At 70.8% G+C, this 15,374-nt stretch carries 12 protein-coding genes; 9 read left to right on the forward strand and 3 right to left on the reverse strand.

Annotated elements, in window-relative coordinates:
- Positions 1-267 precede the first annotated feature (267 nt).
- Together ACIRJP_RS31830 and ACIRJP_RS31835 are read left to right on the forward strand one after the other, a co-directional pair.
- Positions 268-654: a hypothetical protein gene (locus ACIRJP_RS31830; protein WP_404181596.1), complete on the forward strand. Its 387-nt coding sequence runs from the start codon at positions 268-270 to the stop codon at positions 652-654.
- 150 nt (positions 655-804) lie between these two features.
- Positions 805-1,164 carry a hypothetical protein gene (locus tag ACIRJP_RS31835; RefSeq protein ID WP_404181599.1) on the forward strand — a complete coding sequence of 120 codons (360 nt, stop codon included), beginning with the start codon at positions 805-807 and terminating at the stop codon, positions 1,162-1,164.
- A 108-nt stretch (positions 1,165-1,272) separates the two neighbouring features.
- On the opposite strand, the gene ACIRJP_RS31840 is transcribed toward ACIRJP_RS31835, so the two are convergent.
- A complete protein-coding gene (locus ACIRJP_RS31840; RefSeq protein ID WP_404181602.1) occupies positions 1,273-3,963 on the reverse strand; it encodes a BTAD domain-containing putative transcriptional regulator in 2,691 nt (896 codons plus the stop codon).
- 602 nt (positions 3,964-4,565) lie between these two features.
- Between ACIRJP_RS31840 and ACIRJP_RS31845 the strand changes: the two genes are divergently transcribed.
- Both ACIRJP_RS31845 and ACIRJP_RS31850 read left to right on the forward strand, forming a co-directional pair.
- Complete coding sequence (locus tag ACIRJP_RS31845; protein ID WP_404181605.1) at positions 4,566-5,924, forward strand: helix-turn-helix domain-containing protein; 1,359 nt, start codon at positions 4,566-4,568, stop codon at positions 5,922-5,924.
- Between the two features lie 53 nt (positions 5,925-5,977).
- Entirely contained in the window at positions 5,978-6,904 is a 927-nt protein-coding gene (locus ACIRJP_RS31850) for an ornithine carbamoyltransferase (RefSeq protein WP_404181608.1), read from the forward strand.
- A gap of 183 nt (positions 6,905-7,087) precedes the next feature.
- Here ACIRJP_RS31850 and ACIRJP_RS31855 read toward each other — a convergent pair whose 3' ends face one another.
- Positions 7,088-7,300, reverse strand: coding sequence for an MbtH family NRPS accessory protein (locus ACIRJP_RS31855; RefSeq protein ID WP_266735465.1), 213 nt, complete (start codon positions 7,298-7,300; stop codon positions 7,088-7,090).
- Between the two features lie 141 nt (positions 7,301-7,441).
- On the reverse strand, positions 7,442-7,723 hold the full coding sequence (locus ACIRJP_RS31860) for a hypothetical protein (protein WP_376426954.1): 282 nt from the start codon (positions 7,721-7,723) through the stop codon (positions 7,442-7,444).
- A 288-nt stretch (positions 7,724-8,011) separates the two neighbouring features.
- Here ACIRJP_RS31860 and ACIRJP_RS31865 point away from each other — a divergent pair, with 288 nt between their 5' ends.
- The 5 genes from ACIRJP_RS31865 to ACIRJP_RS31885 form a co-directional block, all read left to right on the forward strand.
- Positions 8,012-8,464, forward strand: coding sequence for a cobalamin B12-binding domain-containing protein (locus tag ACIRJP_RS31865; RefSeq protein ID WP_266735462.1), 453 nt, complete (start codon positions 8,012-8,014; stop codon positions 8,462-8,464).
- Positions 8,461-9,864 carry a methylaspartate mutase gene (locus ACIRJP_RS31870; RefSeq protein ID WP_404181613.1) on the forward strand — a complete coding sequence of 468 codons (1,404 nt, stop codon included), beginning with the start codon at positions 8,461-8,463 and terminating at the stop codon, positions 9,862-9,864. The genes ACIRJP_RS31865 and ACIRJP_RS31870 overlap by 4 nt, the downstream gene beginning before the upstream one ends.
- Positions 9,861-10,877 (forward strand): asparagine synthetase A, encoded by a 1,017-nt coding sequence (locus ACIRJP_RS31875; protein WP_404181616.1) that lies wholly within the window; start codon positions 9,861-9,863, stop codon positions 10,875-10,877. Before ACIRJP_RS31870 ends, ACIRJP_RS31875 begins: the two co-directional genes overlap by 4 nt.
- Positions 10,874-12,142 (forward strand): glutamate synthase-related protein, encoded by a 1,269-nt coding sequence (locus ACIRJP_RS31880; protein WP_404181619.1) that lies wholly within the window; start codon positions 10,874-10,876, stop codon positions 12,140-12,142. The genes ACIRJP_RS31875 and ACIRJP_RS31880 overlap by 4 nt, the downstream gene beginning before the upstream one ends.
- 130 nt (positions 12,143-12,272) lie before the next feature.
- Positions 12,273-15,374, forward strand: a 3,102-nt coding sequence (locus ACIRJP_RS31885) for an amino acid adenylation domain-containing protein (protein ID WP_404181621.1), incomplete at its 3' end; no start/stop codon positions are given.

Genomic DNA, 15,374 nt, shown 5'->3' on the forward strand with positions numbered 1-15,374 from the left:
GATCCCTTGTGCACCGGCATCCGGCACACAGTGCCGGAGCCGTCGAACGGTGTGGTTGCCACGCCTCAATCCCCCAGGATGTCGCGTCCTTTGCGGATCACCACGGATCCCTGTCTGAATCGAACGGGGTCATCATGCGGCGGCCGATTACCGCTGCGTTCCCTTCGCGAACGCGGGAACGGGAAGAAAGCGGGAACGGATCGGGAGGGAACCGGGAGCCGGGAAGGCAAGGGTCCTTCTGTAGTTGTCTGCAGAAGGAGTACTCACGTGAAGGACCCCAGGGATCGTTCGCCCGACGGGACGGAACTGCGTCAGGCCCTCCAGGACCTGTCCACCGTGGAACGGTGGGCCGAGCGGGTGGCGTCCGGTGTCCAGTCCCATCCGTACACCGCGCCGGAGTCCTGGGAGGGGCCCCAGATCAGCGTCGAGACCAGAACCGAGAACGGCATGCACACGGTGGCCGGGATCGTCACGTGGCCGCCCGGGGACGGTGCCCCTGCGGCGGTCCTGGACGAGACGGAGCGCGCGGTGCTCCGCTCCCTGGTGAGATCGCTGCTCGACCTGGCCGGCCACGAGTCGGGAGCGGCACGTACGCGCGTGGTCCTCACCCCGCTCGGCCCCCGCGTCGCCGCCTGCCAGCTCGACGCGGAATAGCGGAGCGGGCGGCTTCCGGTCCCGTTCCCGCGGCAGTTCCCGGAGGCGGTATCGGGGCAGGAACGGACCGGGAACGCCGATCAGCAACATCAGTGGTGTCGGGAAGCGGAACACCGCAGAACCACACAAACACCACTTAGGGGCGGGATAATGGGACGCAAGCTTGCTGGAATCTTCGGGATCGTCGCCGCGACGCTGGCCTTCGGTATCGGCACGGCGGTCGAGGCGGGGCAGGCGCACGACGCCCGGAGCATTCAGCAGGTTCTCGCGGACGACAAGGGCCCGACGGTCATCGGCACCACGGGCACCGACGACGACAAGGGCCCGACCATCGCCGGTACCCACGTGCTCGCCGACGACAAGGGCCCGACGGTCATCGCTCAGACGATCACGGACGACAAGGGTCCGACGGTCATCGGGGCCACGGGTACCGACGACGACAAGGGTCCGACGGTCATCGGGACCACCGGCACCGACGACGACAAGGGTCCGACGTCCCCCGTCATGTGAGCCCACCGCCTCGACACGCGAGCCCCGCACCGGACCACGGTGCGGTGCTCGTCGCTGTCCGTCCCGGAATACGGCGACGGCTCCGCCCGCGGCGACGGCGGCCGGTCGTCAGCCGCGCCGGCGGTCCGGCGGAACGCCCATCCCGTCGAAGAGCTGCTCGGCTTCCGCCCGGTACCGGGCCGAATCCGGCGTGTCGCCGAGGGCGTCGGCCATGCCCGACAGGGCGTAGGCCTGCTCGATGCGGTAGCTGAGGGACGAGGCGAGCTCATGGGCATGGGTGTGCAGCGCGAGCGCCGCCGCCGTATCGCCCTGCCGGCGGCGCAGCCGGCCCACGATGTTCTCCACCTTGGCCCGGCGCAGCGGCGAGGGGTTGGTCCGCATCATGTCGAGGGCGAGCTCCGCCTGGTCAGGGACGCGCGGCGCCATGCCCAGCCGGTTCTCCACATCGGCGGACAACGCCAGGGTCAGGGCGAGGTTCACCTCGTTGCCGGCGTCCCCGTACAGTGCGCGGGCCTCCGTCAGACAGTGGTCGGCCTCCTCGTACGCGCCCAGGCCGACATGTGCGAAGGCGAGGTCGGTGATGGCGCCGGGAAGTCCCTCGTGCTGCCCCAGCTGCCGGCTCAGTTCGGCCGACCGCCGGGCCGCGTCCCGCGCCTCCTCGTACCGTCCCCACTGTTCGTAGAGAGTGCTGAGCATGGTCAGGCTCTCGGCCTCCGCGCGCGGCATGTCCAGATCGCGTTCGTGCGCGATCGCCGTCTCCATGTGGCCCAGGGCCGCGGAGAAGTCGCCGAGCAGGCTGTTGAACTGGCCGAGGATGCTCTCGCTGTGCGCCTGGGTGTGCAGATCGCCGAGCCGGACCGCGACGTCCCGGCTCTTCCGGGCGGCTTCGAGCCCCTCGGAGAGGCGGCCCAGTTTCCAGCAGGCGACGCCCAGGTTGGACAGGCTCACCCCCAGCAGTGCCAGGTCCTGGAGCCGGCCGGCGGCGGCGACCGCGACCCGGCTCAACTCACCGAACTCCTCCAGCAGCCCCAGGTCGTTGAGCTGGAAGACGAGATTGCGGGCCAGGCACACCACAAAGCGGTCGTGTCCCCGGCGCTCGGCGAGCGTGACCGCCGCGAGGAGCGAGTTCTGCTCGCGCAGGAACCACTTCCGCGCCGTCTCGAGGGTGTCGAGAGCGGGCAGTTCGGCCTTGGAGGGCTCGATGCCGGTACTGCGCCGGCGCCGCCCGGAATACAGGAGATCGCACGCCACCTCGGTGGCGGTCAGGTAGTAGCCCAGCAGCCGTTCCACCGCCGCGGAGTCCTCGGGGGACTCGACGAGCAGGCTGTGCGCGAAGCTGCGGACCAGGTCGTGGAAGGTGTAGAGGCCGATCTCCGGCTGCTGCACGAGATGCACGTCGAGCAGCATCTCCAGCAGGTCCTCCGCGTCCCGGGCGCCCGAGCCGAGCAGCGCACCGGCGACGTGGATGTCCATGTCGCTGCCCGGGTGCAGGGCCAGCGTCGAGAACGCGTTCCGGCACTCCTCGTCCAGGGCCTGGTAGGACAGGCGCAGGGTGGCGGAGACACTGCGGGCGCCCGAGCTGAGCTCGTCGAGCCGCCGGGTCTCGTCGCGCAGCCGCTCCGCCAGGTACTGCAGGGTCCAGCGCGGGCGGTTGCGCAGCCGGGCGGTGGCGATCCGCAGGGCGAGGGGCAGATGACCGCAGAGCCGGGCGATCTCCGCGGCGGCCTCGGGCTCGGCGGCGACGCGCTGGGCCCCGAGCGTCTCGGCCACCAGCATCGCACTGTCCTCGGGCGGCATCACTCCGATGGAGATCCACCGGGCGCCGTCCAGATCGACCAGCCGGGCCCGGCTGGTGACCATGACGAGGCTGCCGGGGGAGACGGGCAGCAGCGGGCGGATGGCGGCGGCGTCGGCCGCGTTGTCGAAGAGGATCAGCAGCCGCTTGCCGACCAGGGTGGCACGCCACAGCGCGGTTCGGGCGGGCACGTCGTCCGGGATGAGGTTGCCCGGGACACCGACGGCACGCAGCAGGCTGTCCAGCGCGATGCCCGCGGTCACCGGCTGGTCGCCCGGCGTGTGTCCGCGCAGATCGATGTGGAGCTGACCGTCCGGGTACTCGGGTGCCAGCCGGTGCGCGGCGCGCACCGCGAGCGAGGTCTTGCCGCAGCCGCCCATGCCGTCGATGGCCACGATCTGGGGGCCCTGCTCGCCGCCGGCCTCGGCACCACGCAGGATTTCGGCCAGCTCCCGGTCCCGTCCGGTGAAGTCCGCGAGGTCGTACGGGAGGGTGCTGGGAGGCTCCGCGGGCAGCGCCACGGCCACCACGGGTACGGCGGCCGGCTCGGGGCCGGCCAGTTCGGGGCTCTCCCGCAGGATTCCCTCGTACAGCTTGGTGAGGTTGGGGCCGGGGTCGATGCCGAGTTCCTCGGCGAGGAGTGCGCGTACCTTGCCGTACTCGTCCAGGGCCTCGGCCTGCCGCCCGGACCGGTACAGGGCGATCATCAACTGGCCGCGCAGGGACTCGCGCAAGGGATGCTGCTGGACCAGTTCCCTCAGTTCGACGACGAGTTCGGCGGACTCGCCGAGCGCGAGATGGAGATCGAAGAGCTGCTCCGCCGCGGTCAGCCGGCGCTCCTCGATGGAGGTCGACGCCGCCTCGATGACCGGGCCGCCGCTGCCCGACAGAACGGGGCCCCGCCAGAGAGCCAGGGCGGCGCGCAATATCTCCGCGGCCTCGGCCGTACGGCCGTCGGACGCCGCGAGCTTCGCTTTGCGTATCAGCAGACCAAATTCGGCCACGTCGATTTCACATTGTTCGTGGGCGACGCGATACCCGGGGCCGTCGGTGAGGAGAACGTCGGCGCCCCCGGGTATCCGTCTTCGGAGATCCGCGACTGCCTTGCGTACTTGGTGCGGAGCCGTCGTGGGCGGTTCCTCGTCCCAGGCCGCCTCGACCAGACGGGATACCGGAAGCACTTTTCCGGGCTCCAGGAGCAGTGTGGCCAGAACTCGCTCCTGTATGACTCCGCCGAGTCGGAGCCGAGTCCCGTTGGACCAACCCTCTAACGGGCCAAGAATGTTGAAGCGCAGCTGAAACTCTTCCGTAGATGACACGCATTCTCCCCCTCAGCTCCTGCGCACCCGCAGCGCTTCCCCAGCGCGAGGCGATCGTAGTCCCTGCCACGAGGAACTCGCGGTAACGCACCGGGAAGATTTCGGGAATGGCTCGATGAAAGCTGTTCATCGACGGCAGGCCTTCGCTGCCACGGGGGGTGCGGAGCGTACGGAGCGTGAGCGGAACGAGAAGGATCTCTCGCCGCGCCGCGAGTTCCGGACAGTCCCGGGCGGCCGGGTAACCGGCCATTGCGTTTTCTATGCATGGGGAGACCGAGGAGACAATGATGAATTCCCAGCCCTCAGCCGGGCTCGACGTTCTGCTGCAGAATGCGCGCAGGCGGGCGGGACTCACCCAGGAACAGCTCGCCGGCCTTTCCACCGTGAGCGTACGGGCCATTCGCGACCTGGAACTCGGGCGGGTTCAGCACCCGCGCAGGGAAACACTGAAGCTCCTCGCCAATGCCATGCGGCTGAGCGACGCCCGACGTGTCGAGCTCGAACTCGCCGTCGACGCCAAGGCGGTGGGGCGTGTCTTCCAGGACATCTACGGAGTCGGCCTGGCCACGCCGCCCCCTCCGCTGCGCCCGCTGATCGGGCGGCGCCCGGAACTGGAGGCGCTGACGGCCCGGTTGCGCACGGATCACGAGCGGCTGCTGACCCTTGTGGGGCTGCCGGGAACGGGAAAGACACGGCTCGCCCAGGAAGCCGCCTCGGTGATCCACGCCCGGGACCGGATTCCGGTGCTGTGGGTATCCCTGGACGACACGGCGGAGACCACCGTGGCCGCTCCCAACACCCCGCAGTCGACCGTCACCGGATGGGTGCGCGCACTCGTCCGCGACGGCGAGGAATTCGAGGAACTGGCCGCGCTCATAGGGACCAAGGCCACCTTGATCGTCCTGGACGGCTACGATGCGTCACCCTCTGTCACCCCTCGGCTGCTCAGTCTGCTGCGGGTCTGCGAGCGCCTGAAAATACTCACCACCACCGACCGGCCGGTCCAGCTGCCCGGCGGACGACTGCTGCCGCTGGCCCCGCTCCCGGTGCCGACTGCCGCCGATCTCGTCGAGGCGGTGGGCGGCTCCCTCGTCGCGGACCGCCACGCCGTGGAGCTGACGCTCTCCCATGTCAGCTATATGCGGCCCGACTTCCTCCCCACCGACTCCGTCGTCACCACCGTGGCCCACATCTGCCGGGCCCTGGACGGCATGCCGCAGGCGCTGGAGGCCGCGGCCTCCTGGCTGCTGCTGTACTCCCCGCAGCAACTCCTGGACATAGCCCGCACCTCACCGCTGGTCCTGCTCGACGGCGTCACCCCGGCCGATCCCGCTGCGGGCCCCACTCTGGGCGAGCGGCTCACCGCCTCCGTGACCGGGCTCGACCCGAAGGCCGCCGAGCTGCTGCGCACGCTGGCGACGCTCGACGACCCGTGGACGGTGGACGGTGCCGCGCGAGCCTTTGGCACCTCGCTGGCCGAAGCTGCCCGGGATGTCCACGCCCTGCTGGTCCGCGGTCTGATCCGCCGGCTCCCCACGACGGCGGGCGACCCGGTCGGCTTCACCGTGCTCAACCTGGTCCGCGCGGTGCTCGACGAGGACCGGGAGGCCGCGCCCGCCGCTCTCGCCGCCGCCCTGAGCGACTGAGGACCACCCCTCGCACCCACCCCGTTCCCGCCCTCATGAAAGGCACCGCACCCATGCGCAACCTGATCTCCCTCGCCGACCTCACGCCCGCCGAGCTGGACCACCTCGTCCGGCGCGCCGTCTCGTTCGGCCGGGACGGCATCGTGCCGAAGCCGCTGGCCGGACGACAGGTCGGTCTGTACTTCCGCAAGTCCTCGACCCGGACCCGGACGTCCTTCTGGACCGCGGCGACCCGTCTGGGCGCCGACGTGATCACCTTCGGGCCGAACGAACTCCAGCTCACCACCGGCGAGACGGTCGAGGACACCGCCCGGGTCCTCGGCCAGTACCTGGACGCCCTGGTCGTACGGACCAACGGGGACGTGGAGGAGATCCGCCGGCTGGGCAGCAGCGCGAACCTGGCCGTCGTCAACGCCCTGAGCCTGGACGAGCACCCGACCCAGGCCATCGCCGATCTCGCGACGCTGGCCGAGGAGTTCGGCTCGCTCGACGGTCTGCACCTGCTCGCCGTCGGCGAGGGCAACAGCTCGGGCGCCGCCCTCGCCCTGGCCGCCGCCCTCACCCCCGGGCTGCGCCTCACCCTGCTGTGCCCGCAGGGGTACGAGGTGCCGAAGGAGACACTGGACCTGGCGGCCGAACTCAGCGGCGGCAAGGCCCTGGTGAGCCAGGTCGTCACGGCCGACGAGGTCGAGGGCCCGGTGGACGCGGTGTACACCAGCCGGTGGCAGACCATGGGGGTGACGAAGGAGAACCCCGACTGGCTCAAGGAGTTCGACGGCTTCCAGATCAATCGCGTGTTCCTGGACCGTTTCGCCGGCCCACGCACCGTCTTCCTGCACGACCTGCCCGCGGTCCGGGGCGAGGAGGTCACCGACGAGGTGCTCGACGGCGCGTCGAGCCGGGCCTGGCGCCAGGCTCACCACAAGATGACGGCCGCCGCGGCGGTACTTGAGTGGTGCGTGCGCGGCATCCAGAGCTGACCGCCTCACCGCGCCATACGGCTCCGCACCCGGCGGACATGGGATCAGCCTCACACCCCATGTCCGCCGGGTCTTCTTCTTGCCCTCTACCGGTCGACAGCTTCCGGTCATCGTGCGAAAGGGCGGGTGCGGGCGCGAATCGCACCCCGCACCCGCCCTTTCGGAACGGGAGAACCGGTGGGTTCAGCCACCCATGGCCGCAACCACGGAACGCGGCCGCATGTCGGTCCAGTTCGCCTCGATGAATTCTCCGCATTCCTGCTTGCTTGCCTCGTCCTTCACCAGTTCCCAGCCCGCCGGCTGCTGGATCCGGGCCGGCCACAGCGAATACTGACCCTCTTCGTTGGCCAGCACTACATAGCGGCCCTGGGAGTCCTCGAACGGGTTGGTTGCCATGATTTCCACCTCGGTTGGACGAAGTTATTCGTGAAGTCTTCAGATGTGCCTGAGTTTTTCGTCTGCATCAGAGACTAGGAGCCGCGGACCGGTGCGCCGGGCAGAAGCCCAGGCAGATCGGCGGCACCACGGCCCGCGCGATCAGGCGGGCACCCGGGCCGTGCGATGCGCGTACGTGAGGGCCACCCCGGTAGCCACGGTGGCCGCGCGCACCGCACCGAGCGCCTCGCGCACCAGCTCCGAACGCTCCACCGGCATCACCTCGAACCCGGGCTGACCTGCGCGGACAATGTTCACCGCGGCTTCGAGCACGGCGACCTGGGCCTCGCCGAGCGCCTCCCGCCGGTCGACCCGTTCCCGTACCTCTGCCAGTACGTCCGCGAGCACGTCCGCCGCACGGACGCTGTGGCCGGTCTCTGCCATGTCATGACTCCTCGGTCGTTCGCCGGCGGTGTGCGCGGTCTGCGCGGTGCGCGCGTTGTGCAACGGGCCGGGCGCTGAATTCTGCAAATGCAGTGCGGCCAGTCTCACGTCCCACCGTCCGCCCGGCATCGGGCAGTCGGTCAACTGCTCCTCTGCTGCCGCCCAGTTGCCGCCGCTCACGCCGGAAACGGCGCCGGAGCGAATCTACGGTTGTGGCCGAAAGGAAGTTCCGGGCCAGCTCGGACCTCTTTCTCCCCTTGTCATCCAATGATGTGGACGAAGCGAACAATGAAGCCTGCGGAATGGGCGGCTCGTCATCGATCCGGGCCGCTGGATGTTGTTGTCACCGGACTGCAATCCGATGCGCACACCTGGAATCTCATCTACATCCAACTGCTGCTCGAAGACCTCGGGCACAAGGTCGTCAATCTGGGTTCCTGCGTGCCCGAGGACGAGATCGTCGAGTCCTGCTGCAAGTTCCAGCCCGACCTCCTGGTCGTCAGCAGCGTCAACGGGCACGGCTTCAACGACGCCGAACCGCTGATCGGCGCGATCCGCTCGCGCTGGGAGCTGACCGGCCTGCCCGCGGTCATCGGCGGCAAGCTCGGTGTTTCCGGGGACGGGGAGGAAGAGGCCGACGCCCTGATGAGGGCCGGGTTCGACGCGGTCTTCCAGGACGGCGTCGACATCGCCGCCTTCGAGTCCTACGTCGACTCGCTGCCCAAGGAGGTGGAACGGTGACCGCGCCGGTCCAGGAGGCGCCCGGGAGCCGCACCACCGTGCACCGGCGACCGCTCTCCTTCGGCCGCTTCGTCGCCGGGGCACAGGCCCGCGGCACCCTCGTGGTGCAGCCCCGCATGGGCTTCTCCGACCCCGCGCTCATGAGGGCCGGCCTGCTGGCCACCAAGGGGGCGGCCGACGCGGTCGTCGGCACCATGACAATCGACAGCTACACCCGGGTCAACGACGAGGCGTCCGCGGCCCGCGCCCTGAACGGCGGCGTCCCGCTCAACGGATTCCCCATCACCTCCTACAGCCCGCACACCTCGCGCTGGGTCCTCGACGGTGTCCGCGACGCAGGCTTCCCGGTGCAGATCCGGCACGGCTCGGCCCGCCCCCAGCGCATCGTCGCCGCGCTGGCCCGACTGGGCCTGGACGCCACGGAGGGCGGCCCGGTCTCCTACTGCCTGCCCTACGGACGGACCCCGCTCCTGGACTCCGTACGCAACTGGCAGGAGAGCTGCGACTTCCTGGCCGGACTGCGCGGCACCGGGGCGGAACCGCACCTGGAGACCTTCGGCGGCTGCATGCTCGGCCAGCTCTGCCCGCCCGGCCTGCTCGTCGCGATCAGTGCGCTGGAGGCGCTCTTCTTCCACCGGGCGGGCCTGCGCAGCATCTCGCTCAGCTACGCCCAGCAGACCAACGCGGACCAGGACCGCGACGCGATGCACGCCCTGCACCGGCTGGCCGGCGAGTTCCTGCCGGACACCGACTGGCACATCGTCCTCTACACCTACATGGGTCTCTATCCGCAGACCCGTCACGGCTCCCTGGACCTCCTGGAGCGCTCGGCCGAACTGGCCGTGGAGACCGGGGCGGCCCGGCTGATCGTGAAGACGGCCGCCGAGGCGCACCGCATCCCGACCGTCGCGGAGAACGTCGAGGCCCTGCGGGTCGCCGCGCGGGCCGCCGCCCGCCACCGCACGGCGACTGGCGCACACCCCCGAATCGCCTCCGACCCGTACACCGACCCGGCGGACAACGCCGTGTACGCCGAGGCCCGTGCCCTGGTCGACGCGGTGCTGAACCTCGACGACGACCTGGGCCAGGCCCTGCTGAAGGCGTTCGCCCGCGGATACCTCGACGTCCCCTACTGCCTGCACCCCGACAACGCGGGCCGCACCCGGAGCCACATCGACGGGTCCGGCCGCCTCACCTGGTCCGAGATCGGGGCGATGCCCCTCGGGCCCGTCCGCGACCGCGGCCGGCGGCTCACCGCCGCCGGGCTGTTCGACGCCCTGTCGTTCGTACAGCGCCGCCACGACCACGCCCTTCCCCAGCACGCTCCCCGCTCCCCGCTTCCCCCGGCGGCCCGTCGCCCGGCAGCCCATCGGCAGCACACCCAGGAGGTAGCACCATGACCAGCACGATCGCCGAGTCCGACGGCCGCGTCGCGCCCTCGTTCCCGTCCTCTCCCGACCAGCACCTGATCGCCGAGCCGACCCGCGCCACGCTGCGGGTGCAGAGCCGGATGCTCGCGGCGACCCGCGCCTTCCTGACCGCGCAGGGCTTCCAGGAGCTGCTGCCCCCGGTCATCGGACCGGTCACCGACCCGGGCATCCGGGGCTCCAAGCAGGTGGACGTCGACTTCTACGGCCACAAGTACAAGCTCATGACCAGCGCCATCCTCTACAAGCAGGCGTCGCTGCTGGCCTTCGACAAGATCTTCTACATCGCGCCCAACGTCCGCCTGGAACCGCTGGAGACGGCCGTCACGCACCGGCATCTCGCGGAGTTCCACCAGATCGACGTGGAGATCCGCGACGCCCGCCGCGAGGACGCGATGGAGCTCGCCGAGCGGCTCGTCGCCCATGTCGTCGACGAGGTCGTCCGCGAGATGCCCGCGGACCTGGAGCTCCTCGGCCGGGACCGGGACGCCTTTTGCGAGGTGGTCCGGGGGGCGTTCGACCGCACCACGCACAAGGAGGCCACCGCGGACCTGGTGGCGCTCGGCCACCCGCAGGACCCGGCCGCCGAGATCGACTGGGAGGGCGAGGAGATCCTCTCCGCGAAGACCAGCCGCCCGTTCTTCGTCGTCGACTACCCCAAGGGTTCGCGAGGCTTCTACGACCAGGAGGACACCGACCGCCCCGGCATCCTCCGCAACTTCGACCTGATCGCCCCCGAGGGCTACGGCGAACTGGCCAGCGGCAGCGAACGCGAGCACGACTACGCGGCCCTGGTCACCCGGATGCGCGAGACCGGCGAGAACCCCGCGAAGTACGGCTGGTACCTCGACCTGGCCCGCCGCGGCATCCCCGCCAGCTCCGGCTTCGGCATCGGCCTGGAGCGCTTCACCCGGTACGTCACGGGCCGCACCGCGGCCTGGGAGGCCAGTGCCTACCCGAAGCTCCCCGGCGTGGTGTCCGCATGAGCACCGTACTGAGCGCCGCGGGCTTCCCCGAGGAACAGGTCCGGCACCGGGCCAGGGCCGGAGCGGCGGGGGCCTTCCCCGCGCTGGAGTCCTACGGCAGCGGCCTGCTGGGCGCGATCCCGGGCGGCCAGGACCCGTACGACCTGCTGGAGCGCGCCAGGATCGTGCCCCCGGTGTTCATGCCGGAGCGGCTGAAGAAGCTCATCGACCTCGCCCGCGAACCGCTGTACACGGACGTCGGACTGGACACGCGCATCGGCGGGTTCGCCTCCCGGCTGCCGCTCTACGTGTCCGCGTTCGGCTCGACCCAGGTCGCCAGCCACGACCTGGGCGAGGCGGCCGGACGGCAGGCCGGACAGCTCGGCATCCCGATGGTCGTCGGGGAGAACGTGGTGCCGGTCAACGGCTTTCGCGCTGCTGCCGACTCCGGAGTCTCCCCGCTGCTCGGCCGGATCGCCGCCTACACGTATGCCGCCGACGACGAGCACGGCGGAGTGGTGGTGCAGCAGTCCACCGAGGACGCCGACGCGGAAGTGTGGAACCTGGTCTACAGCGACCCGGTGTCCGGACCGCTGCTCGCCACCGGCCGGCTCGCCTTCGAGCTGAAGGTGGGCCAGGGCGCGAAGCCGGGGCTCGGCGGACTCACCGTCCTGGGCCGCGAGGCCGGCGGCAGGGTCGCCGAACAGTACGCCATGGACCCGGTGTTCGGCGCCGACAGCGACTCGGTGCTGCGGATCAGCAGCCCCGGCACCTTCACCGAGGAGATCCTGCGCCAGCAGATCCGGCTCATGCGGAACAACTTCCCCCGCGTGAAGGTGTGGGTGAAACTGCACCCCGGCCGCGACGTGGCCCACGCCGCGGCCACCGCCTGGGCGGCCGGTGCGGACTCCGTCACCGTCGACGGCGCCGAGGGCGGCACCGCGTGGGCGCCGACCGCCTTCCTCGGCCAGGTGGGGCTCCCGCTCGGCGAGTGCCTCACCCGCATCGGCCGGACCGGCCACTGCCTGCTCGCCAGCGGGCGGATCTGGGAAGGCAGCAGGGCCGCGAAGGCTCTGGCGCTCGGCGCCCGCGCCGTCGGCCTCGGCCGGGCCGCACTGCTCGCCGTGGACGAGGACGCCGAAGCCGGGCTGGTCCGGCTGGTCGAGTCCATCGCGCTGGAACTCAGGCTGCTGATCAGCTCCGTCGGCAAGTACCACGCGAACGCACTGGAAGCGGACGACGTCCTGCTGCCGCACGACGCCGCGACGCACTCCCGTACCGGCTGACTCCCCATCCCACTTGCCCACCGCTCCACTTCGCCCCATTCGCACCATCCGCACGTCATCCACCGTGGCTCCGTCGGTCTCCCGGCACGCCGCGAGACCACGAGATCCGAGCTACCAAGAAGGTGTCGAGATGTCCCAGCCGCAAGCAGATCCAGCTCTCTCCCTCAACGTCGTCGTTCCCGCGCACGTCGCCACGTACAACGACACGGCCGAGAACCTCCCCGAGGGTGCGCTGCACGCTCTCTTCGCCGCGCAGGCCGCCCGTACCCCGGAGGCCGTCGCCCTCGTCCGCGAGGACCGCAGCCTGACCTACCGGGAGCTGGACGGCGCGGCCAACGCCCTCGCACACCGCCTCGTCGCCGAGGGCGTCCGGCCCGGCGACGCCGTCGGCCTTCTCTTCGACCGCTCGTTCGCCTACGTCATCACGGTCCTCGCCGTGCTGAAGAGCGGCGGCGTGTACGTCCCCCTGGACCCCCGCCAGCCCGAGGACCGCCTCGCCTGGATCCTCTCCAACACCGGGGCCACTCTCCTGGTCACCGACCGCCCGGCCAGGGACACCGGCTTCGCGGGCGACCTGCCCGCCCTGCGGCTCGACGACACGAGCGCCACGGCCGGCACGGCCACGACCGGCCCCGACGTCACGGTCCACCCGGACCAGCCGCTGTACATGATGTTCACCTCCGGCTCCAGCGGCACCCCCAAGGGCGTCGTGAACACCCACCGCAACGTCGTCGAACTGGCCCTGGACCCGGGCTTCGGCGCCACGGCCCACGAGCGGGTGCTCGCCTACTCGCCGCTGCCCTTCGACTCCTCCACCTACGAGCTGTGGGTGCCGCTGCTGCGCGGCGGACTGGCCGTCGTGCTGCCCGCCCCGAAGATCGACATCGGTGAGCTCGCCGAGGCCATCACCCGCTACCGGGCGACCGCCGCGTACTTCACCACCGCCCTCTTCGACGCCATGGCCAGCGAGGCGATCGACGCCCTGGGGCAGCTGCGCGAGATCTGGACGGGCGGCGACGTACTGTCCGCCACCGCCCTCCAACGGGCCCTCGACCACTGCCCGGACACCACGTTCGTGCATGTCTACGGGCCCACGGAGGCGACCGTCTTCTGCAGCTACCAGGCCTTCGCCCCCGAGGTCCGCGCCCTCGACCGGCTCCACCTCGGCATCCCGATGGCGAACACCGCCATGTACGTCCTGGACGCCGACCTGCGTCACACAGCCCCGGGCGAGACCGGCGAACTCTACGTCGCGGGACCGCACCTGGCCCAGGGCTACGGCCGGCTGCCCGCCCTGACCGCCGAACGGTTCACCGCAGACCCCTATGGACCGGCCGGCACCCGCATGTACCGCACCGGCGACCTGGCCGCCTGGAACGAACAAGGCGAGATCGTCTTCCTCGGCCGCGCCGACCAGCAGGTCAAGCTGCGCGGCAACCGTATCGAACTCGGCGAGATCGAGACCGTGCTGGTCCGCCACCCCTCCGTAGCCCAGGCCGCGGTCATCGTCCGCGAGGACCGGCCCGGCGACAAGCGCCTGGTCGCCTACGCCGTACCCGTCGAGGAGGGCGTCCTGGACGGGGCCGAACTCCTCCGGTACGCGGGCGAGCAGCTCGTCGAGTACATGGTGCCCTTCGCGGTCGTCCCGATGGGAACCCTGCCGTTGACCCCGAACGGCAAGCTGGACCGGCGCGCACTGCCCGCACCCCGGGCCGGCGCGGCAGCCGACGGCCGGGCCCCGCGCAACCCCGTCGAGGAGGTCCTCTGCGGCCTGTTCGCCCACTCCCTCGGCCTGCCGACGATCGGCATCGACGACGACTTCTTCACCGTCGGCGGCCACTCGCTGCTGGCGACCCGGCTGGTCAGCCGGGTACGCACCGTCCTCGACGTCCAGCTGACGCTGCGACAGTTCTTCGACTACCCGACCGTCGCGCTGCTCGCCGAGTACGTCGCCACCGGCGGCGGCGAGTCCACCCGCCCGGCTCTGACCGCCCAGGAGCGCCCGGAGCCGCTGCCGCTCTCGGCAGCCCAGCAACGCCTGTGGTTCCTCGACCAGTTGGAGGGGCCGTCGGCGACGTACAACATCCCGCTCGCTGTCCGGGTGCGTGGCGACCTGGACGTCGCCGCCCTGGAGTCCGCGTTCACCGATGTCGCGGGACGGCACGAGAGCCTGCGCACCGTGTTCGGGCAGGCGGAAGGGCAGACCTACCAGCGGATCCTGCCCGCCGACAGCGTCCGGGTGGAGCTGCCCGTCACCCCGGCGACCGAGGAGGACATCGCCGCACTGCTCACCGCCGAGTCCGAGCGGATCTTCGACCTTGCGGCCGATCTGCCGTTCCGGGCACGGCTGTTCAGCCAGGGAGAGCGCAACCACGTACTCCTCGTGGTCATGCACCACATCGTCTCCGACGGCTGGTCCTACCAGCCGCTGATGCGCGACCTGAGCACCGCCTACGCGACCCGCGCACGCGGTGAGCGCCCGGCATGGGAGCCGCTGCCCGCCCAGTACGCCGACTACACCCTCTGGCACTGCGGCGTGCTCGGCGACCCGGCGGATCAGGAAAGCGTCGCCGCCCGCCAACTCGGCTACTGGCGACGGAACTTGGCCGACCTGCCGGAAGAGGCCACCCTGCCCACCGTCCGGCAGCGGCCGGCCGTCGCCTCCTACCGCGGCGCCACCCACACCGTGCACTGCCCCGAGGCCGTCCACTCCTCGCTCGCGGAGCTGGCGCGCGAATCCGGCGCATCGGTGTTCATGGTGGCCCAAGCGGCGGTGTCGACGCTGCTGTCCCGTTCCGGGGCCGGGCACGACATCCCGCTCGGCTCACCGATCGCCGGCCGGACGGACCAGGCGCTCGACGACCTGGTGGGCTTCTTCGTCAACACCCTGGTCCTGCGTACGGATCTGTCGGGCGACCCGAGCTTCCGCGAACTGCTGAACCGGGTCAGGGAGACCGACCTCGCCGCCTGGAGCCACCAGGACCTGCCCTTCGACCGGCTGGTCGAGGCCCTCAACCCCGACCGTTCCGCCGCCCGGCACCCGCTGTTCCAGGTCATGCTCACACTCACCGACGCAGCCACACCGACGCTCGTCGCCGGGGACCTGGACACCGAGTCGGAGTTCACCTGGCTGCGGTTCGCCAAGTTCGATCTGACGTTCTCCTTCGCGGAGCGGCGTTCGGTGGATGGGCGGCCTGGTGGGCTGGACATCACGATCGAGTATGCGACGGAT

Source organism: Streptomyces sp. NPDC102437 (genome assembly GCF_044765565.1).
In the GTDB taxonomy this organism is placed as follows: domain Bacteria; phylum Actinomycetota; class Actinomycetes; order Streptomycetales; family Streptomycetaceae; genus Streptomyces.

Excerpts from the sequence above, each read along its gene's own strand:
- ACIRJP_RS31835 (WP_404181599.1), top strand. The coding sequence starts at position 805 with ATGGGACGCAAGCTTGCTGGAATCTTCGGGATCGTCGCCGCGACGCTG.
- ACIRJP_RS31845 (WP_404181605.1), top strand. The coding sequence starts at position 4,566 with ATGAATTCCCAGCCCTCAGCCGGGCTCGACGTTCTGCTGCAGAATGCG.
- ACIRJP_RS31850 (WP_404181608.1), top strand. The coding sequence starts at position 5,978 with ATGCGCAACCTGATCTCCCTCGCCGACCTCACGCCCGCCGAGCTGGAC.
- ACIRJP_RS31855 (WP_266735465.1), bottom strand. The coding sequence starts at position 7,300 with ATGGCAACCAACCCGTTCGAGGACTCCCAGGGCCGCTATGTAGTGCTG.
- ACIRJP_RS31860 (WP_376426954.1), bottom strand. The coding sequence starts at position 7,723 with ATGGCAGAGACCGGCCACAGCGTCCGTGCGGCGGACGTGCTCGCGGAC.
- ACIRJP_RS31865 (WP_266735462.1), top strand. The coding sequence starts at position 8,012 with ATGAAGCCTGCGGAATGGGCGGCTCGTCATCGATCCGGGCCGCTGGAT.
- ACIRJP_RS31875 (WP_404181616.1), top strand. The coding sequence starts at position 9,861 with ATGACCAGCACGATCGCCGAGTCCGACGGCCGCGTCGCGCCCTCGTTC.
- ACIRJP_RS31880 (WP_404181619.1), top strand. The coding sequence starts at position 10,874 with ATGAGCACCGTACTGAGCGCCGCGGGCTTCCCCGAGGAACAGGTCCGG.